Here is a 26,272-nt window from a genome sequence, read left to right on the forward strand (position 1 = left end):
AAAGTGATCAATGCAGGGCTCAGGCAACGAGCCGTTCCTGACGCGGTAATTGCAAGGTAATCGTCGTTCCTCCACCGGGCTGGCTATGAATACCGAAGCTGGCAGATAAACGCTCCGCACGTTCCTGCATGATACGCAAGCCGACATGGGCATCACCTTTTTCATGTACGCGATCGAGATTAAACCCGGCGCCATCATCGGTGACCGTCAGGGAAAAGTCCCGCTCATTCGCCACCACCACTTTCACGTTGCTGGCGTGCGCATGCTTACGCACATTCGACAGTGCCTCCTGCAAGATAAACAATACCTGTAATTGCTGCTCGGGTGCCAGCGGTGCCCCGCTACCAGCTAATTGTATCTCGCCGTGTACGCCAGTCTGGCGCTGAAATTTATTGACGACATTGCGCATTTCCGACTCAAGATTACTGTCTTGCAAGCGAGTACGGAAATTCAGCAACAACTCACGCACATCTTCGTAACTTTCCTCAACACCGGCGCGTAACAGCGGCGCAATATCTTTGATTTCTTCCACGTCATTGCGCCGCAACGAGTCTTCCAGCATCTGCACCTGCAGATTTAAAAAGTTCAGCCCTTGCGCAATACTGTCATGCAAACCTTGCGCCAGCAGATTACGTTCCTGCGATACTGCAAATTCTTTTTCTTTGGCAATCAGGCGCTGGTTTTCTATCGCTGATCCCAAATTTTTACCCAATGTTTCCAACAAGCGACGCTCTTCACCTGAAATGACGCGTTCGTTCGCAAAGTGCAAAGAGAAACTACCGATCACTTGTTCCCGCGCCAGAATCTGAAAGACCGCCAGGGAGAAAAAGCCTTCTTCCTGGCAACGATAACGACGCTGCTGATTCAACTGACGGAAATCCCTGACCAGCACAATGCCGCTGTGAGTAGCCGCACCACATAAACAATCATTGGTTTTGATGCAGTGTTCTTCTTCTATCATCTGTTCCGAAATACCTTCGTGCACAGTGATATGCAAATGATCGCTTTTATTATCAAGAATACGCACGGTACCGCCATCGGCGTGAATTCTTTGCATGATCCTTTGCAGGAATCCACGACACAATTCTTCAATGGCATTTGGCCGCGCCAGAAATCCAGCGGTTTCGTACAGCGTGCTGATCTCGTGATTTTGCGCCTGCAATTTCGCCGTCTTTTCAGAAACTCTGTCTTCCAACGTGCGATGCACTGTTTGCACGCGATCAGCCATCTGGTTAAACGCCTGCGCCAGAACGCCAAATTCATCTTCAGTTTCTATCGGCAGGCGCACACTCAGATCATCTTTGGACATACGCGCAATACCCGCCTGCATGCGGGTCACAGGCCCGACTATCCACAGATATAAGAGATAAAGCAAGGCAACGCTGGCCGCCAGTGACATGAAAATCAGGGCTGTCTGACATAAGCGCAACCAGGTTGTTTTCTCTGCCAGCTCAACCTCTACCAGCGACACCAACTGGTTAATGCTTTCCACAAAATCCGGCAGTTTCTGTACATACTCTGCCAGCACCGCCTGTTGTCGTACTGGATCTGTTTCCTGCATGACGTTCTGTGCGCCGACACGGATATGCTGCTGCCAATCTTTCTGCACCTCCCGCATCTGCTTACGGATACTGGCCGTGACCGGCAGGAATAAGGGACGTTTTGCGTCGCCCGCCTGCAAATCAGCAAGCGTACGGTCATATTCGGCCAGCGACTGTGCGACTCTACTTACAGCTTGTGGCTTCCCTATGCTCTGCTCCAGCTCGATCGCCAGACGGTAAGAACGCATGCGCAGGCTGCCAGCCTCATTAATTGCGGCCCCACCGCCTTCCAGCTGCCAGGACAACAGCAAGGTATAAGCAATCGCGGCCAGCGTCAGCGCCAGCCCGATCAGTGTCGTCAGTAATATCCGGAATGTCAGGCGTTTGCCTATCGGCAGACTTTGCGATGCATTCATCATTGGTACCTGTGGGTAGAAATATCGTACAAAGCAAGGCCTTTCACACAAAACCAGCCGGTATTATCCGCTGATATTCTGCTGTGTGTCGGGATGAGGGATACCCAACGGGCACACCATAGGTAAAAAAGTATCAGAGCGTGGCGAATAGGCGAGCAAAGCACCATTACTCATATCGAAATACCAGCCATGCAAAGCAATTTCACCACTCGCTTCCCGCTCGGATATCCACGGAAAACTACGTAAATTATTCAACGACATGATAATCGCACCTAATTCACAGGCGCGGTTTTGTTCAGACTCGGACGACAAATTTAATTGTTGCAACACCTGTTGTTTCACTGGTTCAACAATTCTCATCCACTGCCCGATGAAATCAATTTTACGGCTAGGCTGATAGCCCTGCATCAGCGCACGGATACCGCCACATTTTTCATGCCCCATGACGATGATACGTTTGACATTCAGTGATTCGACCGCAAATTGTATAGCAGCACTGACGCCATGCTGATGCTCGGATTCGTTGCAAGGCGGCACCAGATTCGCCACATTTCTCACGACAAAAATATCACCGGGATCACAATCCAGCAATAGAGCGGGATCAACTCTGGAATCACAGCAACCGATCAGTAATGTTGTCGGATTCTGACCATGATTCAGTTTTGCATATAAAGGATCGTCGCCGTTAAAGTATTTACTTTGGAATCGCTGAAAGCCTTCAATAAACTGGTGAATATTACGTACTTCCATTCCTTACTCCATCTATCTTAGCCGCCGGTTTGCGACATGAAACGAATGATTTTATGCGGTTGCTCGATAAATTCATGTCGTTCAGGCTTCAATTCTATCGCAGTACGGATCGCCGCATCCAGGTCGCTGTCGCTGATCCCTGCGCGCAGCAAGGGGCGCAGCTCAAATCGCTCTTCCTGTCCAAGGCACATGTAAAGCGTGCCATCAACAGATAAACGCACCCGGTTGCACGTAGCGCAAAAATGCTGGCTGATAGGAGAAATGAAGCCGATGGTTCCCTTGCTATCGGCACTGCTCCAGTAACGTGCAGGGCCACCACCCAACTCGGTTGCCGCCGGCAATAAATTAAAGTGCTGAACCAACTGATCCCGTATCGGGCCAATGTCGAGATACTGACTATTGCGCCCGGTCGCGCCCATGGGCATTGCTTCTATCAGCCGAAGAATAAAACCTTCGTCAAAGCAAAACTGTGCCATTCGCAATATTTCATGGTCATTCACACCCTGCATGACGACCATATTGAGTTTAATCGGATCAAATCCCGCCTGTTTTCCGGCCTGCAAACCCGCCATGATGCTGGCAAAGCTGTCACGACCGGTAATTTTCTCCATACAGGCTTTGTCGAGACTGTCCAGACTGACATTAATACGATGCACACCGGCGTCACGCAACGTCTGCGCATGTTTATGCAGTTGTGTCGCATTCGTCGAAAGAGAAATATCGTCAAGACCGGGAATTTCGGATAATTGCGACACCAGTCGCGGCAATCCACGGCGTAACAAAGGTTCGCCGCCAGTCAGCCTGACCCGGCCAACACCCATACGGGCAAAGGCCGCAACCACACGACTTATTTCATCAAAACGCAGCCAGTTTTCCGGCTCTTCAAATCCGGAAAAGCCCTTGGGCATGCAATAGCTGCAGCGTAAATCGCAACGATCAGTGACCGACAGGCGCAAATAATTGACTTGGCGTCCGAAACGATCGGTCAGCGTATTGGCGGCATTAGCAGGAGTGGCGGGGGCAGGAGTTTCCATGTCTGCATTGTGGATGCAGGCGCCCGCAGGCACAATTCGCCGCCAGACCAGAATACGCTAGTTCTTTTGGGGGATATGCGGAATATTATTGGCTTCCGGGCGCATAAGGACAGTATGCAATTCGCGACGATAGCGAAACAAGGTCATCAGCATCAGCGCGCCCAGCAAACCTTGCGAAGCAGCAAACACAAGGCCAGCAAAAGTTGTCAACGCCATCGGTGCCAACGGCAACAGCAATAACAGCAGCAGAGCCAGCAAGACCAGACGTGCTTGCCATAACAAGCGCTGTGGCGGCAATATCACCTGCATGGCGGGCACACGCCGTCCGGCAGGCGTTTGTCGTCGCAGGTGCAGAAAGACCAGAAACGGAATAATTTTTCCCATCATCGCATTCACCGGCAACACGGCACCACCAACCAGCACCAACACACCTATCCACCAGGGAAATGCCTGTATAACCCACACTGGCAACGCTGCAAGAAGACCGTGAACAGAGTCGCCAGCGTTGTACAACCCGGTCAGTAAAGCTGCCGTCGCCCAACTGGCGGCTGACACCAGCCATAACTGCCAGGCCGGATCAAATCTTCGCCGCGCCCGCCAGATGGCACGCAATGCAATACTGGCAAAAATCAGCATGAACGCGCAGCCAGCAAGCAATGCCCACTGCCAGAAAAATACCGGCGTCGCCAACACTAAAGGTATCCACAAAGCAGCGGGGACAACCCGTTGCCAGCGAGCAGAAGGTCGCGCACTTTGCCAAAACATGGGTACTGTCGTCGAACCAACGCCAAGCACCAGTGTCGCGATAAGACCAACCAGACCCCAAGCGACATGCAAATTCAGCCAATGGAGAACATCAATACTCCACCAGCCCGCGAAATTACCTGCCAGCGCAATTCCGATACCAACCACCATGGCGATAGCGACTCCGGTCCAGCGCAAAGTACGGGTAGTTGCATCCACCACGCTGATACGCCACGCGGTATGCAGCAATGCGCAAACCACCGCGCCATATAAGACAAAGGCACAACCCGCTGCAAACATGAATCCGTAGACATAGCCAGATAAAAATCCGCTGGCCAGACCAGCAGCGATCAAGGCCGAACCTATGGCAACGAAAGGAGAAATATAACGCGCGGCAGCCACGGTTTGCCCGGCCACCACAGGCATCAGTTGAAACAAGGCGCCGATCATGACTGGCATCAGCATTCCCAGCACCAGACTATGAGTAACGGCCAGCGTTAGTGGCGCAAACCGATCCGGCAAACCTGAAGCGGAGCCGAATGCCAGCAATAAGCCAGCGACCAAGCCCAGCCAGGGTGCCGGTAACAGGCAACCGAAGATCGTCGCTGGCGATGGCGCCAGCTCGTAATTGAGAATATTGACACCTGACAAAACTGATCCTGTCTTTAAAGAGAAACAGCAGTCAGCAAAGAAAGGTCAGCCATATATCAGCGACACATCAGCCGCAAGAACATGCGCCGCAACAAGGGCTACCCATACCCAGTTTATCTTCCAGATCCGGAATACTGCCGCCACACATAGGGTACAAAATATTCTCTTCTTTTACATTGTGCTGCTGAATCAGTACGTTCAGCGTATCGATTGCTGCCAACGCGGCTTCGGGTTGATTTGCCTCGATCGCCGCATACGCCTCGTCGCGCAGATTGCGTATCTCGGCATGCTCACTACGCATGACGCTGGTCGGGCCATTCACCATGCCGGTTGCCTGCTCCAGCGCAGGGAAAAGTTTGTTTTCTTCCAGCGTAAAATGCCCGTCCAGCTGTTCGTTGAACAAACGGAAATTGCGTCCGGCTGAAGCCATATCACCTTTATGCAAAGCGGCCTCGCAGCGGTTCAGTTGATCATCACACTCCTGATGCTGACGCACCAGTTCTTTCATTGCTTTAGACATGTTCTCACCTTAGTTGTGACCCGGAATGTGCAAACACATTCCTTAGTATTTTTTTGCAATCGCGGCCGGCCGCATGCCGACCTGCTTTACTGCACCAGAGGGCTGTCGGCACCTTGCATATCGATACCGGAAATCTGTGCGCGCCCTACCAGTAATTGCAGATACTGGCGCAACGCATGATCATGACTGGCCTGATGCATCGCGTTCGCAATATCTTTTTCGACCTTATCAAACGGCAACATCTGCCCTTCGACCTTACGCCCCACCTGTATGATATGCAGGCCAAAGCGGGTCTCGACCAGCTTAGGAATAATGCGACCTGCTTCGGCCGCAAACAATGCCTGCTCAAACTCTGGCACGGTTGCACCACGGCCGATCTGCCCCAGACTACCGCCGACTTCGCCTGATGGACAATTGGAATTGGCCTTTGCACATTCGCCAAACTGAGCCGGATTTTCCAACACATCCTCCAGTACCACCGTGGCGTGCTTGCGCAGAGCATCCAGATCCACACCTGGTGTCACCTGAAACAGGATATGACTGGCTTCTGCCAGCTCACCAACCCGGAAGTGATCCGGGTGTGCCTGATACTGGCGCATACACTCATCTCGTCCGGGTGTGGGTACGCTGACTTCCTGTTGCAACAAGGCGTCAATCAGCGCTTCTTCATCTTCATTCTGCAAACCTGACTGCTGCGCCTCTTGCAGCAGAATGCGGCGCAGAACCAGTGCCGTCATCGCACTTTTTACCGGGTCGGCAGCATCCTGATGTTCAGGTAACTCCCGCTCCATATCCGCATCGGTGAACTCATAACCATTGACTACGACAGGCATATTAATCTCCGAATCAGCGTGGGCGAACCAGCTGCCATGCGCGGCTGATATAGGTCACAGAAGCAAAGCCGCTCCAGACGTGTACCAGACGGGTGAAAGGGAAAATCACAAACAAGCTCAGTCCCATGAACAAATGCAGCTTGAACAGTAATGGCGCGGCAACGATAAATTCAGCAGCGTCACCCTTGAAAGTCACGATGTGCTGTGCCCATGTCATCAGCAACACCATCATGTGGCCGTCACTGTGATTCGCTGATTCAAAAATCGTCGATAAGCCCAAGCCCAACGTAATGAAAATCCACAGCAACAATACCTTGTCACCAGTTTTCGTCACAGCAGAAATCCGCGCATCAGAGAAACGGCGATGCAACAGAATCAGCAGACCGACCATGCATAAGGTACCGAAAATACCACCAGCCACCATCGCAATCATCTGTTTAAAGCTGTGCGTGATTCCCAGCGTGTCCCAGACAATGACCGGTGTCAGCAAGCCGACCAGATGGCCGAAAAACAATCCGAGAATTCCGAGGTGAAACAGAATATTGCCGGTTCTCAGGTTGCCGGTATGCAGCATTTGCGACGAGTCGCTTTTCCAGGTGTATTGTTCCCGTTCAAAACGTGCCAGACTGCCGAACAGAAAAATAGCCAACGCGATGTAGGGATAAATCCCGTAAATAAATTGATGTAGATAAGTCATGATGGTATCTCCTCATTGACAAGAAGTAGCGCCGTTCGCTTTGGGCTGCTTAGGATAAAAATTGACCGGATGCGTGCCTGACAGATTCGGTTTCAGCAAAGGTTCAACACCATCAGCGCCAGGGCCGAAAGTTTCCATTGCGTCATCCATATCACGTACTGGCGGTTCACCCTGCTCTTGCGGCACGACATCCGTAAACGACGTCAGCATCAAAAATGCGTTCGCATAAGGGCTTTCACGACGCTGCAGACGAACACCAATGGCCGCAATCACGTGAATTGCTTCACCCAGAAGTTTTTCAGCCTCTTCATCACTGACCAGACTCAAAAATTCCAGGAACAAAGGAACATAATCCGGTAACTCGCTCGCTTCCGGTTCAAATCCATGGCGACGATATTCTTCAATCAGATCCACCATGGCCTGACCACGATCACGGCTCTCGCCGTGAATATGTTCAAACAGGTGCAAGGCCACTGAAGGTGTCCGATCAAACGTGCCGACATAGTTTTCCTGCAAGGGAATCAATGCCGTCGTGCTCAGATAATCCAGCAATGGTTCCAGCGATTCCAGGCTGTCCGGTTCATCGGCCAGCGCCTGCCGTATCTCAGGAACCGCCGCCTGCAATTCAGCCTGGGGATAGCTCAGGAGTGCAGATAAAATACGATAAATTTGCATACAATTTCCTTTAGGGCAGATCAGGTGCGTCATGCGCACCTGATGGCTTTTATTCAACGCTGGACATTTTTTTGCGTGATTTCGGCATTTCGACAAAAATCACACTACCCTGCGGCTTCTTGCCAAACAAAGCACCATCGGAAACACCACCCGAGCAGCCATTACCGAACGTAAATCCGCAACTGCCTTTTTCATTGAAGCTGTCTTCCACCATTTCCTTGTGCGATGAAGGAATCACGAAACGATCTTCGTAGTTCGCAATCGCCATGGTCTGATACATATCCTCAACCTGCGCTTCTGTTAAACCGACCTGCGCCAACACTGCTGTATCTTTCTGACCGTGCACCACTTCAGAACGTTTAAAAGCGCGCATCGCCAGCATACGATCCAAGGCTCTCAAGACCGGTTCTTCTTTACCGGCTGTCAGCAAATTCGCCAGATAACGCACAGGAATACGCAGCGATTTCACATCAGGAATAATGCCGTTCATACCCATGTGACCTGCTTCTGCTGCCTTTTGAATCGGTGACAGAGGTGGTACATACCAGACCATAGGCAGCGTGCGGTATTCTGGATGCAGCGGGAAAGCAATTTTCCATTCCATCGCCATTTTGTAAACCGGCGATTTCTGTGCGGATTGAATCCAGCTTTCCGGAATGCCATGCTTACGCGCTTCGGCAATCACTTCCGGATCATGCGGATTCAGGAAGCAACCGAGTTGCGCCTCGTACAGATCTTTCTCATCCGGTACTGAAGCGGCTGCTTCTATCTTGTCAGCGTCATACAGCAAGACACCGAGATAACGGATACGGCCGACACAAGTTTCAGAACAGACAGTTGGCTGACCGGCTTCAATCCGTGGGTAGCAGAATGTGCACTTCTCTGCTTTACCGGAACTCCAGTTGTAATAAATCTTTTTGTAAGGGCAACCGGAGATACACATACGCCAGCCGCGGCACTTGTCCTGATCGACCAGGACGATACCGTCATCTTCACGTTTGTAGATAGAGCCAGATGGGCAAGATGCTACGCAAGCAGGATTCAGGCAGTGTTCGCACAGACGTGGCAGGTACATCATGAAAGTTGATTCGAAGGTGCTGTACATTTCTTTTTGTACTCCTTCGAATAACTGATCACGACTACGTGAGCTGAATTCGCCGCCTAAGTCGTCTTCCCAGTTTGGACCCCAGACAATCTTGTCCATCTTTTTGCCAGTAATGACAGAGACAGGACGTGCAGTCGGTGGCGTCTGTGACAATGGCGCGTTTTGCAGGCGCTCATAGTCAAAGGTGAATGGCTCGTAGTAATCGTCAATCTGCGGCAGATTGGGATTCGCAAAAATGTTCGCCAGAATGCGCAGCTTGCCGCCTTGTTTAGGCTCTAATTTGCCCGCGTCATTCCGATGCCAGCCGCCTTTCCATTTGGACTGGTTTTCCCACTCTTTAGGATAGCCAATACCAGGCTTGGTTTCGACGTTATTAAACCAGGCATACTCAACGCCGTCGCGACTGGTCCAGACATTTTTACAGGTCACGGAACAGGTGTGGCAGCCGATACATTTATCCAGGTTCAGCACCATGCCAACTTGTGCGCGAATTTTCATGATGCAGACTCCTCTTCCAATTTACCCTCTAACCAATCTACTTTTCTCATCTTACGCAGAACCACAAATTCATCGCGGTTACTGCCGACCGTGCCGTAATAGTTGAAGCCGTATGCCAGTTGAGCATAGCCACCAATCATGTGGGTAGGTTTCAAGACCGCACGTGTCACTGAGTTATGAATACCGCCGCGCATACCGGACAATTCAGCACCCGGTGTGTTCACGATTTTTTCCTGAGCGTGATACATCAGACACATGCCTTTTGGCACACGCTGACTGACCACCACACGCGCCGTCAGCGTACCGTTACTGTTGAATACCTCAACCCAGTCGTTATCCACCAGGCCTGCTTCTTTTGCCTCGATCTCAGAGACCCACACGTGCGGGCCGCCGCGACTCAAGGTCAGCATGCGCAAGTTGTCAGAATACGTAGAGTGGATGCCCCATTTCTGATGCGGTGTAATCCAGTTCAGAACAATCTCTTTCTCACCGTTCGGATGTTTATTCAACATCGGCGCAACCGTCTTGGTATCGATCGCTGGTTTGTACACACAGAGACCTTCACCGAAATCCAGCATCCAGCGGTGATCCTGGTAGAACTGCTGACGACCGGTCAGTGTGCGCCATGGGATCAGTTCATGCACGTTGGTATAACCGGCGTTGTAGCTGACTTCTTCCGATTCCAGACCAGACCAGGTCGGTGCCGAAATAATCTTACGTGGCTGTGCCTGTACGTCGCGGAAGCGGATCTTGTCATGCTCACGGCCAACCGCCAGATGCGTATGATCGCGACCAGTGATTTTCGATAAAGCTTCCCAAGCTTTGACTGAGACATGACCATTGGTTTCCGGTGCGAATGTCAAAATCATTTCGCAGGCGTCAATCGCTGTATCCAAACGTGGACGTCCTTTCGATACACCTTCTTCTGTCACCACTTTGGTGATGCCACCGATTTCGTGGACTTCGTGTTCGGTGTTCCAGTTAATCCCTTTACCGCCGTTACCAAGTTTGTCTAACAAAGGTCCGATCGATGTGAACTTTTTGTAGATTTCTTTGTAGTTACGTTCAACGACCACAAAGCTAGGCGCAGTCTTGCCAGGAATCAGGTCGCACTCGCCTTTTTTCCAGTCTTTTGGCTCAAACGCCTGACCAAGTTCACCCGGTGTATCGTGCATCAAAGGTTGCAAGACGATGTCTTTGCGTGTCCCCAGATAGTCACCACCGATTTCAGTGAATTTCTTAGCGATACCTTTGTAAATTTCCCAGTCGGTTTTGCTTTCCCACAATGGCTGCACAGCTTCACTCAATGGATGAATGAAAGGATGCATATCAGAGGTATTCAGATCGTCTTTTTCATACCATGTTGCTGTCGGCAATACGATATCGCCGTACAGACAGGTCGTACTCATGCGGAAATCCAGCACAGTCAACAAATCCAGCTTGCCTTCGGCGGCTTTTTCACGATACTTAACCTCAGACGGCTTGACCGCTTCATCAGGATCATCAAACAGCGCATTCTGTGTACCAAGTAAATACTTCAGGAAATACTCATGGCCTTTGCCTGAACTCCCGAGAATATTCGAGCGCCAGACAAACATATTGCGCGGGAAGTTTTTAGGATTATCCGGATCATCGCAACTCATGTTCACGTGACCAGATTTCAAACTTTGCTTCAAATATTCTGCAGGTTCCACACCCGCTGCTGCCGCTGCATCGCACACATCAAGTGGATTGGTTTCTAATTGCGGGCAAGACGGCAACCAACCGAGACGCTCAGATTTCGCATTCAAATCGATCATGCTCATGTGGCTGACTTTGGATTTATCTGCCGTTGGCGCAAGAATTTCATCGATATGCAATTTCTCATGGCGCCACTGACTGGTATGCGCATAGAAGAAGCTGGTACCGTTCATCTGACGTGGAGGACGTGTCCAATCGGATGCGAAGGCCAGCGGTGCCCAACCGAATTGTGGACGGAGTTTTTCCTGCCCGACATAATGCGCCCAACCACCGCCAGATTGACCGACGCAACCACACATCATCAGCATATTGATGATGCCGCGATAAATCATATCGTTGTGGTACCAGTGATTCAAAGCCGCGCCGACGATGACCATGCTCTTACCATGTGTTTCGTGGGCGTTTTGTGCAAATTCACGTGCGACCTGAATGACCAGTTCACGTTTAACGCTGGTGTGTTTTTCCTGCCATGCCGGTGTGTAAGGCACGTCGTCATCGTAAGAATGAGCGACAGCGCCGCCCAGCCCCTGATCCACACCGTAGTTTGCCATCGACAAGTCATACACGGTGGCGACTAAGATTTCTGTCCCGTCAGCTAAGCTTACTTTGCGTGCTGGCACATTGCGCAGCACCATGTCATTCGCATCGGCACCACCGAAGTAGTTAAAGCCTACGCTGACGACTTCGTCATGCTTGGCAACCAGACTCAGTTGTGGATCGATCTCACGACCGGAACCGCCATCTTTTGGCTCCAGATTCCAGCGACCGACTTTTTCGCCATCATTGACTTTGCCTTCGCCCCAGCGATAACCGATGGAACCATTTGGTGCAACGATATCACCGGTTTTTTCATCAATCGCCAGGGTCTTCCAATCACCATTGTTTTCTTCGTTCAAACCACCTGGCAATTGTGATGCGCGCAGCATCTGATCTGGTACAAAGCTGCCATTGCGCTCAACCAGACGCACCAACATCGGCATGTCAGTATATTGTTTGACGTAGCTGCGGAAATAATCAGACTTACCGCCAAGGTGGAATTCTTTCAGAATCACATGGCCCATCGCCATTGCCAACGCAGCGTCTGTACCTTGCTTAGGTGCCATCCAGATGTCACCGAATTTCACCATCTCACCGAAATCGGAAGACACAGCAACAGTCTTAGTACCTTTGTAGCGAACCTCGGTATAGAAGTGGGCATCCGGTGTCCGTGTTTGCGGTACGTTAGAACCCCACACCATCAGGTAAGTAGAGTTATACCAATCGGCAGATTCCGGCACGTCGGTTTGTTCGCCCCAGATTTGCGGACTGGCTGGCGGCAAATCGCAATACCAATCGTAGAAAGACAAGCATGCGCCACCAATCAAAGACAGGTAACGCGCACCAGCGGCGTAAGACACCATGGACATCGCCGGAATCGGAGAAAAACCGACGACGCGATCAGGGCCGAATTTTTTGACAGTGAATGCATTCGCTGCCGCGATGATTTCCTGTGCGGTATCCCAGTCAGCGCGTACAAAGCCGCCAAGACCACGAACCGATTTATAACGTTGCGCCTTAACCGGATCCTGACTGATCGATTCCCATGCCTGTACTGGTCCCATGGTCTTGCGTGCTTCTTGCCACATTTCCATCAGGCGACCGCGGATCATCGGATATTTAACGCGTTGGGCGGAATAGACATACCAGCTGTAAGAGGCACCGCGAGGGCAACCGCGTGGCTCGTGATTCGGTAAATCAGGACGGGTACGCGGATAGTCTGTCTGCTGGGTTTCCCAGGTAATCAAGCCATTCTTAACATATACCTTCCAGGAACAGGAACCAGTACAGTTCACACCATGGGTGGAACGCACAATCTTGTCGTGCTGCCAGCGGCTGCGGTAAGCGTTTTCCCACTTACGATCCTCTTCAACTACAGCACCATGACCATCGGAGAAGGTGGACTTCACCCGCGACATGAACTTCAATCTATCCAGAAAATGACTCATCGTAACTCTCCATATCAGGTGGGCGATGTACCCACAAGTTTCTTTACTTGCATACTGAGAGTGTAGAGAGTCAGCGTTAGCACGCCCATTCTTCGGTGCGGTGTGTCAGCTCAAGCATTGGCACTAGGCTGACTACTCCTTTAGAACTAGTCGCTTTTTAAGAAAAATGATTTGTATCAACAGCACAAAAAAGACATCAGATTCAGCCAATAAAAAAGCCTCTGATCGCGATCAGAGGCTTAATCTTCAGGACAATGCCTGAACAAAAGACGACTACTGCATCAACATGGCATCTCTGCGCCCTTGCGCGAGTAGTACCACCAGGTTACCGCCATACATGTGACATAGAATCCGATGAAGACATACAGAGCCATATCAGGCGCACCGGTCATCTTGATGGACGTACCAAAACCCTGAGGAATAAAGAAGCCACCATACGCACCGATCGCACCGGAAAAACCCAGCACAGCGGCAGATTCTTTGGCCGCATCCAAACGCGCCTGCTTCAGAAGGGCATCCCCTTTGCCAGCAACCGCACGCTCTCTCTCGGTCTGGAAAATGATAGGAATCATGCAGAACGTCGAGCCATTACCGAGTCCTGTGAGAATAAACATCAGAATAAACGAGCCAAGAAACATCATGAACTGATGTGAATGCAAGGCTGGCAGAATACCCGTGGCAATCGTCAGTGCCATTGCAGCAAACACCCAGAACGTCAGACGGGCACCACCGATTTTATCTGAAATCATGCCGCCGACAGGACGTGCCAACGCACCAGCCAATGGCCCGAGGAACGCGAACTTGGCAACATCAATTTCTGGGAACTGCGCTTTGATCAGCATCGCAAAACCTGCAGAGAAGCCGATAAAAGAACCGAACGTACCGATGTAGAGAAAACACATCAGCCAGTTATGTTTTCGCTTGAAAATCACCGCCTGATCTGCAAATGAGGCTTTCGCAGAGGCTATATCATTCATCCCAAACCAGGCAGCGATAGTCGCAGCGATAATCAGGGGAACCCAGACGAATCCTGCATTTCCCAGCCAATACATTTTATCGACGCCTGTTTTGGCATTGTGGAATAAAAAGCCATCACCGGAAATCGCAACTCCAAACATCGCAGATGAAATCACCAACGGTGTCAGAAACTGCACCACAGACACGCCCAGATTACCGATACCTGCATTCATGCCGGTCGCATAACCTTTGCGTGATTTTGGGAAAAAGAAACTGATATTCGCCATACTGGAACTGAAATTACCACCACCCAATCCGCACAACAAAGCCAATACCAGCAGCGTTGAATAATTGGTGGTCGGATCTTGCAACGCAAAACCCATACCGATCGCGGGAATCAGCAGACTTGCGGTCGAAATCGCAGTCCATTTGCGGCCCCCAAACACCGGCACCAGGAATGAATAGAATATCCGCAAAGTCGCGCCGGATAAGGCTGGTAGCGCCGTCAAAAAGAATAACTGATCTTTCGTGAATTTAAATCCTGCCTTGTCCAGATTCGCCGCCACGACGCTCCACAACATCCAGACCGAGAATGCCAGCATCAGACTAGGAATCGAAATCCACAGATTCCGGTTCGCAATTGCACTACCTTCTTTTTGCCAGAAGTCCGGATTTTCCGGTTCCCAGCGTTTTAAAACATGGCTCATTATCTGCTCCTGATTATTCAAAAAACGTTCATTACATTGAGGTGTAGGTACACCGGAATTTATGCAGGTAACGATGCCTGTGCCGCCAGCATGCCTTCACGGCGGAACTGGAAGTGCATCCAAACCAGAGAAACACATACGGTGCCGTACAACAGCATGAAACACGAGCTGCGGATACCGGTCACATCAACGATCGCGCCAAACATGATTGGCAAAATAAATCCACCCAGACCACCGGCCAGACCAACCACACCCGATACCGCACCGATGTTGCTGCTGTAATCATCCGAAATAAACTTGAATACCGACGCTTTACCTACCGCCATCGCGATGCCGACGACAAATAAAATCATCGTGAACAGAACTGGAGTCAGACCAATATGAAATGTCTGCATGCCATTGATTGTTTTGATCGTGAAATCAGTCTGTGGGTAGGACAACAAAAAGAACGCTACCCAGCAAACCCACATCACCCACCAGGTCACTTTATAAGCGCCGTATTTATCCGAAAGCCAGCCACCGAAAGCGCGCAACACACCACCAGGCAAAGAAAAACAGGCTGCCAGCAAGGCTGCACTCTTAATGTCAAAACCATATTCGGTGACGTAATATTTGACCATCCACAAACTCAGACCAACGTAACCGCCGAACACCACCGAGTAATACTGGCAATAACGCCAGACTTTGGGATCTTTCAACATCTTGAGTTGCGCCATAAAGCTGACACTGGATTTCACGTTATGGCTGGGATTTGTCGCGGAAAAAACCCAGAAAATCAGTGCTGCTGCCAGCATCATGCCTGCGTAAACTTTCGGAACCAGAGTCCAGCCAGCTGCGGCAATCAGAACAGGAGCAATAAATTTATTGACGGCAGCACCCGAATTGCCGGCACCGAATATCCCCATTGCCAAACCCTGGCGTTCTTTTTTGAACCAGCGCGCAACATAAGGTGTGCCGACCGAAAAAGAACCGCCAGCCAGACCGACAAACAAACCCAGCACAAGAAAATGCCAGTAAGCCGTTGCGTAACTGATCAGGTAAATCGGAATCACCGTTGACAACATCAGGAGGAACAACACGATACGACCACCGAAACGATCAGTCCAGATACCCAATGGCACCCGTATCAATGAGCCAGTCAGAACTGGCATGGCAGTCAATAAGCCAAATTCGGTCTCATTTAAATGCAAGGCAGTTTTGATCGGAATACCGATCACACCAAACATCATCCAGATCGTAAAACACACAGTAAACGCCAAAGTACTGGAAGCCAGTACTGAATAGGCTTTGCCTTCATTCGCCATGACAGCTCCTTTTGCTTTTTTAGGTGATATAAGCTTAAGGAGTGTGGGGTTATTTAGAAATTCCCCTGACGGTAGTCAATCTGACTGCAAAAGGATGGGGTCACTGGCTGAAAGAACTAGACCGACCTAGGTCGTTTCGTCAGTTTCTATGCGCAAGAGATGGCATCAACAAAAGTAAATAAACTGACTCAAGCTTGAACGTCATTTCCCACGACAAATCATTTGTCAACGGCAGACAAAACCGCATAGAGGTACAAACACTGGAAAATTTTTTCCGTTGGAAAATAGAAAAACGGCTTACAAAGAAAACTCTGTAAGCCGTTGATTTCATTAAATTCTGTGGGGTGGACGATGGGGCTCGAACCCACGACAACAGGAATCACAATCCTGGACTCTACCAACTGAGCTACGACCACCACTGAATCTCACTGGAATACTGCCCCAAGTGAGCTACGCATTATATAAGGATTTCGCCCCCATAGCAATACTTTCTCAAGCAATCAGGCCATTAAACTGAGAAACGCGGTCACCGGGTGTTGTTCGTATTGACGTGAGACCTTAGGCCAGCTCAGCAATGTCATCCCCTGTGATTCTTTACTCAGTCGATCAGATGGCTGGTGACGACTCACTACCTGCGTCGATAAAAAACCGTGCAACAACTGACGTTGATGCTGGCTCAGTGTTTCATAAAACACCAGGCACAAATCACGCATGCGGATATTTTCGGTCGCGCCGGACTGCTCTTCCCGTTCAAGCTGGGAAAACAGTTCAGGTAAGGCAAATGCGTTTTTCTGTAACGATTCCCGTTGTGCTGATTGCCATTGCTCACGCCGCGCTGCACGTTGCCGCAGCATATCGCGTAAGGTGCTTGCGGTTTCGCGCCAGAATGCACTTTGTTCCGGGGTCAGCGCCAGTACGTGATGTACATCGTCCGCGCGCGATAGCAAATGCTCTATACGGATTTGATCGAAAGGAATACGACTCAGAATGGCAGGTTCTGATATAGCGACTGCCATATCAATGGCAAGAGCATTTCTTTTGGAGGATGAGATTCGTCGCATAAAATCTGTCTAGTCAAAATGAGTTTGAATAAAAAATGCCTACGTAAGTCCTACGTAGGCATAAACTCACAATCCAGTGAGAAGAGGAGCGTGCGTTGAAACAGTCAACAATATAACTGCACCAGCCCGCATCACCGGAAGCTATTACAAATTTTTACTCGCCATAGAAAAGCGTCACAATTTGGGTCATGAAACTTACATTTTGTGTTCCATCGTTGTCAGACTTTTGACGGTCGCTTTCACATCCACAGTTTCCTGTTTTTTATTTTCATCTTCGAAAATTAATTTCAGTGTCACGGCATCGCCAGCTTTTGCCTGCGCTTTCAAGTCCATCAGCATGACATGATAACCACCGGGTTTGAGCTCGACATTTTTTCCGGCAGGTACATCCAGTTGAGGAATCGCACGCATTTTCATGACGTTATTGTCCATCTTCATTTCATGCACTTCCGCCAGACCTGCTGCTGCCGACTGCACTTCGATCAGACGCACATTTTTTGTACTTTGAATCTGCATAAACGCACCAGTCGCTTTTTGTTGTGGCACGGTAGCTCTGACCCACGCATCCTTCACCACAATTTCCGCTTGTGCGGCCAAAGTAACGGTGGCGATGGCAGCAGCGATGATCGATTTGATAAACATGTTCATAAGGCCCTCTGATTATTGAGAAGATACTTCCAGACTGCGATCATACGCAGTCACTGTTTGCATGCGTTCAAAAGCTTCAAGCAAGATGTCAGGATTACCGGAAGCCAGCTTTTTACTATCGGATAAGGTTTGCCGGAAAGCGCGAGCACCAACCAGTCCCATCATCAATCCCAGCATGTGGCGTATCACGCTGTTGAGGCGCAAACCCTTGCCACCATTGCCATACAATTCTAACTGACGATGAATATAAGGAATCATCGCATGCAGAATTTCTTCACGGGTTTTGACCGGAGTCATATCCTCGTAAAAGAGCGCATCAAAGTCCGCCATAAAATAAGGATTGTGATACGCCTCGCGCCCTATCATCACACCATCGACATGCTGTAAATGCTGTTGCATTTCCGCCGTCGTTTTAATGCCGCCATTCAGAATAATTTCCAACTCAGAAAACTCTCGCTTCAAGCGATAGGCGTAATCATATTTCAACGGCGGAATCTCACGGTTTTCGCGCGGCGACAAGCCTTTCAGGATCGCAGTTCGCGCATGCACGATAAAGGTCTTGCAACCGGCATCAGCGACCTGCCCGACAAAGTCGCGCATGAATTCATAGGAATCGACATCGTTAATACCGATGCGATGCTTGACCGTGACATCAATGGAGACCGCATCTTTCATCGCCTTCACGCAATCAGCCACCAGTTGCGGCTCTGCCATCAGGCAAGCGCCGAAAGCGCCTTTCTGCACGCGCTCAGACGGGCAACCGCAATTCAGATTGATTTCGTCGTATCCCCACTCTTCACCCAATTTGGCGCAATGCGCAAGATCGGCCGGCTCGCTGCCGCCGAGCTGTAGTGCGACAGGATGTTCGTCGGGATTAAATTCCAGATGCCGTTGCAGATCACCATGAAACAGCGATCCGGTCGTCACCATCTCGGTATACAGCCAAGTATGGCGGGTGATATGACGATGAAACTGACGGCAATGACGGTCACTCCAATCGAGCATCGGGGCGACGGAAACGCGGCGGGGTGGTAAAACTTTAGTAGTCACAATAAATACGATACAGCGTTAAGCAAACCACTATTGTACCTTGCTACCCTGCTGCTACGTTGCACTGATGAGCGGACTACTCACCAGTCAACACGCACGAAGGCATCAGACGTTTTCCTTCAGTAAGCGCAGTAACGCCGCCGTATCAAGCCGAGCAGCAACATCGCCTTCATCCAGCAGGCTGTCTGCCAGATCGCGCTTTTCTGCATGCAGGGCGATGATTTTTTCTTCTATCGTGTTTTGTGTCACCAGACGATAAATCGTGACCGGTCTTTGTTGTCCCATGCGATGCGCGCGATCAGAGGCCTGATCTTCGACGGCCGGATTCCACCACGGGTCGAGATGAATCACATAATCGGCGGCGGTCAGATTCAGTCCTGTGCCGCCCGCCTTCAGACTGATCAGGAACACATCGCCATCCCCCGCCTGAAATGCGTCAACGCGCTTTTTGCGTTCGGTTGCAGGCGTGCTGCCATCAAGATACTGATAACGTATGCCTTTTTTATCGAGACTCTCGCGCACGATCGCCAGATGATCGACAAACTGGCTGAACACCAGCGCCTTGTGGCGGTTGTCCAGCAACTCATCGATGGTCTCTTCAAAGACTGCCAGTTTGCTGCCGCTGATCGAGGAATTTTTTAATACCAGTTGCGGGTGGCAGCAAAAACGGCGCAATTTAGTAATCTCTGCCAGCACTTTCAGCGATTGCCCTTCTTCCGCACTAAGCGACGCAATTTTATCCATTGCTTCCTGACGCAAAGCTTCGTACAAATGGCGCTCTTCATCACTCAGCTCGACTTGCAAGGTGATCTCGGTACGTGGCGGTAACTCTGTCAGCACCTGGGTTTTGGTACGCCGTAAAATGAACGGCTGTATCAGCTTTTTCAGATGCTGACGTGCGGGCTTATCACCGCGCTCAATCGGCGTGCTGAATTTATCGGTAAAGCGCTCTTTAGAACCGAGCAAGCCGGGATTAATAAAGCGGAACAGATTCCACAATTCACCCAGATGATTTTCTACCGGCGTGCCGCTGGCGATCATTTTAAAATCTGCCGTTAATGCCATCGCTGCCTGACTGCGCTTGGTTGCGGAATTTTTGATGACTTGCGCTTCATCCAGCACCACGCTGTGCCAGTGTTGCGCAGCGAATGCCTCGGCATCCGACTGCAACATGCCGTAACTGGCAATGACCAGATCGAAAGGCCCGAGATCAGCCAGTGAACGATGACTATGATACGCACGCACCTTCAGCGTCGGCGCAAAGCGCATGACTTCTGATTGCCAGTTCATCGCCACCGAAATCGGCGCCACCACCAGCGCAGGCCCACCCTGCGCTCTGTCCAGCAACAGCGCCAGCGTCTGTACCGTTTTCCCTAACCCCATATCGTCCGCCAGACAAGCACCGACACCCCAGTGCGCGAGTCGCGCGAGCCACTGATAACCGGCCAGCTGATAATCACGTAATTCTGCCTGCAGCGTAGAAGGAACCTGCGGGTAAAAATCGGCCAGCGCATCGAGCTTACTCACTTGCTCACGCCACGCCGCATCGACTTCTATTTCGCCAGCTTCAGCAGCCAATTCCGCTAATGCGGGTGCCGCCAGCGCATTCAGGCGTATGCCATCAGCACCGCCGGGTTCGCCCAGCGCACGCAATTCATCGAGTCGTTTGCGAAAGCTGTCGGTCAATGCCAGATAATCATTCTCACCTAATTGCAGGAAACGTCCGCGCGCTGATCCTGCCATTTGCAGCAATTCACGCAGCGCCAGCACCCGCCCATCATCCAGCGATAACTCACCGCCAGCGACAAACCACTCGCCTTGCTTTTTGATCGTCAGGCGTAAATTCTGCAAAGAACGGCTACCTCGCAAACGGAAACGTTCGCCCTCAGGCCAGACCAGTTGCAGTCTATCGGCTGGAACTGCGCGCAATTGCTCCAGCAATTCCAGGCATTGTTCAGGATGTTGCAACTGCCATTCCTGCCCGCTTTCTTCTGCATTCGCCAGTGCGGGACACGCATCGAGCACGAATTGCATCAGAGCTTTTTCCTTTGGCAGATCACGACTCGCCTGCACCGGCACACCGGCCTGCTCGCCAAGCACGTTGGCCGCGCCTTTGCCCGGTTGAAACCAACCGCCGTCAGCCAGAGGCCGCATCAGCAACTGCACGCGCAAACCCTCTTGCAAGGGCAGCAAATGCGCAAACATTGTCTGGTCTGCCGGCAGCGTCGCGATATGCGCAGCCAGCTCCGGCAAATCAGAATGAATAGACAGATGCGGCGCAATCGCGGCAATCACATCGACTAACTGCGCCTTGGCGGTCACAGGTACAGTCAGTCCGCGACCGAGGATGCCGGTGATTTGTTTAATTTCCGGGCTCGAGGTGTACACGGCGAGACGAGTTGGCGTTTCTTTTTTCCACACCACGCTCGCATCGGCGCTGATGAATGGTTCCAGTTGCAAGCTGATCTGGTCGCCATTCTCTTTCAATTGCAACGCGATATCGCCTTTGACGACATCAATGCGTACATCCGGCGCGTCGGCCCAGTACACGGCAGGATGCGCAACCAGAAACGGCAGCGCTTTATCGATATTGATTTCAAATTCACTGCCGCCGTAATAGCTGTCCGATGCGCGGCGTATGCAGGCAGCAATCTGTTTATCCTGCTCAGAAAGATACGACAAACTATCCAGCTCCTGCACCAGCCGCCGCAATGCGACCGGCCGCCCTTTACTCCAGACACCTTTGGCGCTGCGTTTTTGCTCACGCGGCTCGATTTTCAGCTCCTGAAAATGAAATTCCAGTAACCATGCGAGGCGCATTTCTTCTTCTTTTTTTGTGACAGCAGCAGTGCCGGCAGGCTTGAGTTGCGACAACGCATTCAATGCCCTCTTCCACCCTTCTTCCCGCTGTAAAGCGAGTAACAAGGGCTGGATATTTTTTTTATGATGCCATTCGGGGAATTGCGGCACTTCTTTAAACTGATGCGCCAGCAATACATCGAGCTCCGCCGCTACCCACTGATAGCCATAGCGGATCATGGTCTCACGCATCTCCAGCAGCTTTGCGTGCAAGCGCGGATGCGGTGGTGCGTCTTGCCAGTACGCGCAGATTGCCTCAAACAAGGCGTCGATATCATGTGCAGTACGAACATTAAAATGCGACACCGGCAATACGACGCCTTGCGCCATGTGATTCGTCAGCGGCTGTAAAACGTAGTAGCTGAACGCATGCCGTTGTTTCACGCCCTCATCCACCTGCGCTTTCGCCAGTTGCAAACTGCTGGTCTCATTCTTTGCCAGCATCGCGATCGTACTCAGCAAACCAAGTAAATCGGGAATAAAAATTTTCCGCTTACCACTGCTGGCTTTTTGCATCTGCGCATGGGTTTGCGCCAGTCCTACTGCGATAGTCATTTTGTTTTGCAAGACCGCCATCGCAATCAGAATTTCACCCTGAAATTGCGGCGGCAACTGCCGCTGTAACTGCGTGAGGCGGTCGAAATCGCCGCGCAATAAGGCTTGCCACGCGACGAGCCCCATCAATTGCGGCCAGCTATTCGATTCCTGATCCATCTGCTGACAAGCGTAGTCATACGCCAGCCTGCAATCGAGTAATTCCCAGTTGGCTTTAACAAAAATATCCGTCAGCACCATGCCCTGATCAATCGGCCGGAGTTGCGAAAATAAGCGGATACCATCCTCATGCTGGAAAAATTCTGCGCCAGGAATAAGCGCATGATCGTTTTTAACACTGAGAAATTTTTCACGCCACAACAAGGCTTCATCGGTTCTGCCGAGCAGCACGGAAAACAGCATTTCACGACTGTAAAATTCAGCATCGTAGGATTTCCAATGCTGATATTCGCCGTGCTTTTTCAATAAATCACGAATCTGGCTGATCCACAATTTCATACCACCGGTCTGCTGCAAACGCAGCAATACCGGCATGCGCCAGTCATCACGCAAGATATAACCCAAGCCGATTTCCTGCCGCAAAACCTGACGCTTGCATAAATCCAGCATCAGATCTTTGAGCAGTTTTGCATCGTAGGGATTACCCATCAGAGTTTTCGCGCCGCGTAGCTGCATTAACTCCAGCGCTTTGGTCTGACTCAGCGGCGCAGTATATAAAGCCGTGGCATATACGATGGGCAATTCGTCGTCGGTGAGGCGGTCAAACAAATCCATAGAGAAGTCAATGAGCTGAAATGAAGGGTAAGAAAAATTTGCAGACATGCGCGGCATCTGTGTTGTATCACGTTTCCAATGGAAGATCACACAGATAGATCAATGTGACGACCGCCACTTTTTTAATGTACGTTTGCGAAAAATACGCTGGCGGCAAGCAATGCAAACAACAACAGCCAATGCAACACCAGCATCAGAAAAAACCAGCGCAGAAACGGTCGCTTCATCGACTTGTGGCGTAAAAATTTGTGCGCCAGCAGCGCCCCCGGCCAGCCACCGATCAGGCTCAGCAACAGTAAATTTTTCTCCGGGACGCGTGATCTGCGTTGAATCGCCGCTTGTTTGTCGTAAAAATAAACCAGAAAACACAGCAGACTGAGCAGCAGATAGTAAGTCAGCGTCAGCGCAAGTATGAGTAGATAGGACACAGGCTATGTGCGAAAAGAGAAACCACGCCATCCAGCGGCTAAAAAAAATACTCCCCCGGAGTATCTAAAAACCCCCTTTGTTTATAAGGACATAAGGGGATTTTTACGAAAAACAGGGGGGAGTATCCGAATTTTTCCTCAATACTGCTTTAATACTGCGTCAATAATGACGCAATTTTTCGCTTACAACATTTTCGCCAGCAAGGCCTTTTCGTATTTCGCATCGAGCGGAATGCGCACAGTATGACCTGCACCGCCAATGATGTTCAGCGATTGACTTTCTTTGTTACGCATTTCTGACAGCGTCACGATTTCGTTACCATTCGGTGAAATGATTTCGATCTGATCGCCAACAGCGAAACGGTTTTTCACTTCCACTTCCGCCCAGCCATCGGCGACGTTCAACACCTGACCAACATACTGGCTACGATGTGCCTGCGACACGCCTTCCATATAGTTCTGATGATCCTGCGTGTGATGACGCTGATAGAAACCGTCGGTATAACCGCGATTCGCCAGACCATTCAACTCGCCCAGCAATTGCGGGTTAAACGGACGGCCAGCCACCGCATCATCAATCGCACGACGATACACCTGTGCAGTACGTGCGACGTAATACAGCGACTTGGTACGACCTTCAACTTTTAAAGAATCAACGCCGATTTTCGCCAGACGCTCAACGTGTTCAACGGCGCGCAAGTCTTTCGAATTCATAATGTAAGTGCCGTGCTCATCTTCCAGAATTGGCATGAGCTGACCTGGTTTGGTCGATTCTTCGATCAGGTAAGGACGGTCTGCCAGCGGGTGACGCGGCATGTCGCCCATCGCTGAGAACGATTGATTCGCATCTTCCAGCGCCTTGTTGAAGTCAAATTTAATCGTTTCCACCGGAATCCGCGCAAGATCGCCAGTTTCGTTTTCAGCGGCGTTTTCAACCTTGTAATCCCAGCGGCAGGAATTGGTACAAGTGCCCTGATTCGGATCGCGGTGATTGAAATAACCAGACAATAAGCAGCGACCGGAGTAAGCAATACACAGCGCGCCATGCACGAACACTTCGAGCTCCATGTCCGGGCATTCCTGACGAATTTCCTCGACTTCATCGAGCGATAATTCACGTGACAGAATCACGCGGGTCAGTCCCATTTTTTTCCAGAATTTCACGTCGGCCCAGTTAACCGCGTTCGCCTGCACCGACAGATGCACTGGCACTTCCGGCCATTTTTCGCGCACCATCATGATCAGACCAGGATCGGCCATAATCAGCGCATCCGGTTTCATCGCGATCACCGGCTCCATGTCGCGCAGATAGGTTTTGAGCTTGGAGTTATGCGGAAAAATATTGCTGGCAACAAAAAATAATTTGCCACGCGCATGGGCATCGCTGATGCCTTGCTGCAAGACTTCCAGCGTAGAAAATTCATTATTCCGCGCACGCAGACTGTAACGTGGCTGACCGGCATACACCGCATCGGCACCGAAGTCGAACGCAGCATGCATTTTTTCCAGCGAACCAGCTGGCAGTAAGAGTTCAGGAGATTTCATGATAACAACATTCCGTAACGAGACCGCAGCGCAACTGGCGCCAGCGGAAAATTGGGTAAATAACCCGCTATTTTACTGCGATTAAGCGTGTTTCTGTCGCAAAGTACGGATTTCATTCCCGACTAAAGCGGCCAGCACCAGCGCACCACCGGTCAGTGTGGCGGTTGCAGGCACTTCCCCCGCCCCCAGCCATGCCCACAACGGCGCCAACAAGACTTCCAGCAAGGCCAGCAGCGCCACTTCATGTGCCTTCAGGTGAGCGGATGCCTTTACCATCAACGAACACGGCAATCCAAGTTGAAAGAAACCCAGTGCGCCGAGGATCAACACGTCTTGCATTGAAGCCTGAAATGGCAGCGACAAGGGCAACATCGCCAGCGCAGAAAATGTCCCACCCAGAAACACCGCCGGAATCAGATCCACCGTATGAGCACGGCGCTTCAGTAAAATCATGTTCACCGATGAGGCCAGCGGAATACCGAGCGCCACCAGCATACCCAGCACGCCGCGACTGTCAGTCACCGACAAATTCCCGGCAAACATCCAGCCCATGCCGCAGCCGGCCAGTGCGATCGCAATCCAGGTCGCGGCCGGTATGCGTTCTTTCAGTACCAGCCATGACAGCAAAGCGGTGAACAGCGGTGCCAGACTTTCCATCACCGAGGTATTCGCTACCGTGGTCAGCGTCAACGCAGTCATGAAACAACTGTACATGATCGCCCACATCAGGCCAGACACCGCACCCGTACTGCCCATCAGTTTTAAACGACTGACAAAGCCACGACCATACTGATGCAGCATCAGCCCCGCCACAAAAATACCTGCGAACAGGCTACGCCAGAACACAATTTCAAACCCTGCCGCGCTTTGCAAATGACGGCTGGCGACACCGGCAGTACTCCACAAAGTGGCAGCGGCAATCATCAGCAATATGGCTTGCTTACGCCTCGACCAACCCTGACTCATTTCATCCCCATATCTTCATTCTCATTTGTAGCAACTCCCCCACCTTAGCCTCTGTCGAGCGAACGATACCAAGCCAGTAAGCAGCATATTGTGGACTCGTATCAACATAAACCTTCCACTCTAACCGGAATAAAGCCGAGATGACAATGAGGAAAACCCGCAGAACCAGGAAAGAACCATTGAATGTATCAAATGGAACGACCAGAAGAGGAAATAGTTTTTCGTACAA

Annotated in this window: 19 protein-coding genes and 1 tRNA gene; all 20 read right to left on the minus strand. The window is 50.9% G+C overall.

Going from position 1 to position 26,272, the window contains the following annotated elements:
- Positions 1-19: 19 nt before the first annotated feature.
- The 20 genes from H8K26_RS15840 to H8K26_RS15935 all read right to left on the minus strand — a co-directional run bounded on the left by H8K26_RS15840 (position 20) and on the right by H8K26_RS15935 (position 26,043).
- The gene (locus H8K26_RS15840) at positions 20-1,960 is read right to left on the minus strand and encodes a type IV pili methyl-accepting chemotaxis transducer N-terminal domain-containing protein (RefSeq protein ID WP_190480807.1); all 1,941 of its coding nucleotides are present in this window, start codon (positions 1,958-1,960) and stop codon (positions 20-22) included.
- 60 nt (positions 1,961-2,020) lie between these two features.
- Positions 2,021-2,707: a carbonic anhydrase gene (locus H8K26_RS15845; protein WP_186885726.1), complete on the minus strand. Its 687-nt coding sequence runs from the start codon at positions 2,705-2,707 to the stop codon at positions 2,021-2,023.
- A 17-nt stretch (positions 2,708-2,724) separates the two neighbouring features.
- The gene (gene moaA / locus H8K26_RS15850) at positions 2,725-3,741 is read right to left on the minus strand and encodes a GTP 3',8-cyclase MoaA (protein WP_190480808.1); all 1,017 of its coding nucleotides are present in this window, start codon (positions 3,739-3,741) and stop codon (positions 2,725-2,727) included.
- Between the two features lie 57 nt (positions 3,742-3,798).
- Complete coding sequence (locus H8K26_RS15855) at positions 3,799-5,136, minus strand: hypothetical protein (protein ID WP_190480809.1); 1,338 nt, start codon at positions 5,134-5,136, stop codon at positions 3,799-3,801.
- A 67-nt stretch (positions 5,137-5,203) separates the two neighbouring features.
- The gene (locus H8K26_RS15860; protein ID WP_186898205.1) at positions 5,204-5,656 is read right to left on the minus strand and encodes a hemerythrin domain-containing protein; all 453 of its coding nucleotides are present in this window, start codon (positions 5,654-5,656) and stop codon (positions 5,204-5,206) included.
- 86 nt (positions 5,657-5,742) lie between these two features.
- Positions 5,743-6,489, minus strand: coding sequence for a peptidylprolyl isomerase (locus H8K26_RS15865; RefSeq protein ID WP_190480810.1), 747 nt, complete (start codon positions 6,487-6,489; stop codon positions 5,743-5,745).
- Positions 6,490-6,502: 13 nt separating this feature from the next.
- Positions 6,503-7,186, minus strand: a complete 684-nt coding sequence (gene narI, locus H8K26_RS15870) for a respiratory nitrate reductase subunit gamma (RefSeq protein WP_190480811.1) — start codon at positions 7,184-7,186, stop codon at positions 6,503-6,505.
- Positions 7,187-7,198: 12 nt separating this feature from the next.
- Positions 7,199-7,861 (minus strand): nitrate reductase molybdenum cofactor assembly chaperone, encoded by a 663-nt coding sequence (narJ, locus tag H8K26_RS15875; protein WP_190480812.1) that lies wholly within the window; start codon positions 7,859-7,861, stop codon positions 7,199-7,201.
- 49 nt (positions 7,862-7,910) lie between these two features.
- Complete coding sequence (narH, locus tag H8K26_RS15880) at positions 7,911-9,464, minus strand: nitrate reductase subunit beta (RefSeq protein WP_186898208.1); 1,554 nt, start codon at positions 9,462-9,464, stop codon at positions 7,911-7,913.
- Positions 9,461-13,189: a nitrate reductase subunit alpha gene (locus H8K26_RS15885; protein WP_190480813.1), complete on the minus strand. Its 3,729-nt coding sequence runs from the start codon at positions 13,187-13,189 to the stop codon at positions 9,461-9,463. The genes narH and H8K26_RS15885 overlap by 4 nt, the downstream gene beginning before the upstream one ends.
- Positions 13,190-13,470: 281 nt before the next feature.
- The gene (locus H8K26_RS15890) at positions 13,471-14,853 is read right to left on the minus strand and encodes a NarK family nitrate/nitrite MFS transporter (RefSeq protein WP_190480814.1); all 1,383 of its coding nucleotides are present in this window, start codon (positions 14,851-14,853) and stop codon (positions 13,471-13,473) included.
- Between the two features lie 59 nt (positions 14,854-14,912).
- Positions 14,913-16,157 (minus strand): MFS transporter, encoded by a 1,245-nt coding sequence (locus H8K26_RS15895; RefSeq protein WP_186898211.1) that lies wholly within the window; start codon positions 16,155-16,157, stop codon positions 14,913-14,915.
- A 340-nt stretch (positions 16,158-16,497) separates the two neighbouring features.
- Positions 16,498-16,573: transfer RNA gene (locus H8K26_RS15900), tRNA-His, on the minus strand.
- Positions 16,574-16,657: 84 nt separating this feature from the next.
- Positions 16,658-17,173: a hypothetical protein gene (locus tag H8K26_RS15905; protein WP_190480815.1), complete on the minus strand. Its 516-nt coding sequence runs from the start codon at positions 17,171-17,173 to the stop codon at positions 16,658-16,660.
- A 240-nt stretch (positions 17,174-17,413) separates the two neighbouring features.
- Positions 17,414-17,866 carry a copper chaperone PCu(A)C gene (locus H8K26_RS15910; protein ID WP_190480816.1) on the minus strand — a complete coding sequence of 151 codons (453 nt, stop codon included), beginning with the start codon at positions 17,864-17,866 and terminating at the stop codon, positions 17,414-17,416.
- A 12-nt stretch (positions 17,867-17,878) separates the two neighbouring features.
- Positions 17,879-18,916 (minus strand): tRNA dihydrouridine(20/20a) synthase DusA, encoded by a 1,038-nt coding sequence (gene dusA / locus H8K26_RS15915; protein ID WP_190480817.1) that lies wholly within the window; start codon positions 18,914-18,916, stop codon positions 17,879-17,881.
- A gap of 105 nt (positions 18,917-19,021) precedes the next feature.
- Positions 19,022-23,152: a DEAD/DEAH box helicase gene (locus H8K26_RS15920; RefSeq protein ID WP_223827062.1), complete on the minus strand. Its 4,131-nt coding sequence runs from the start codon at positions 23,150-23,152 to the stop codon at positions 19,022-19,024.
- Positions 23,153-23,226: 74 nt separating this feature from the next.
- Positions 23,227-23,532 carry a DUF1294 domain-containing protein gene (locus H8K26_RS15925; RefSeq protein WP_190480818.1) on the minus strand — a complete coding sequence of 102 codons (306 nt, stop codon included), beginning with the start codon at positions 23,530-23,532 and terminating at the stop codon, positions 23,227-23,229.
- 183 nt (positions 23,533-23,715) lie between these two features.
- Positions 23,716-25,077, minus strand: coding sequence for a prephenate-dependent tRNA uridine(34) hydroxylase TrhP (gene trhP, locus H8K26_RS15930; RefSeq protein WP_190480819.1), 1,362 nt, complete (start codon positions 25,075-25,077; stop codon positions 23,716-23,718).
- 81 nt (positions 25,078-25,158) lie between these two features.
- The gene (locus H8K26_RS15935; RefSeq protein ID WP_223827063.1) at positions 25,159-26,043 is read right to left on the minus strand and encodes a DMT family transporter; all 885 of its coding nucleotides are present in this window, start codon (positions 26,041-26,043) and stop codon (positions 25,159-25,161) included.
- Positions 26,044-26,272: the final 229 nt, after the last annotated feature.

This window comes from Cognatundibacterium aquatile, from assembly GCF_014699135.1.
Taxonomy (GTDB): Bacteria; Pseudomonadota; Gammaproteobacteria; order Burkholderiales; family Burkholderiaceae_D; genus Undibacterium; species Undibacterium aquatile.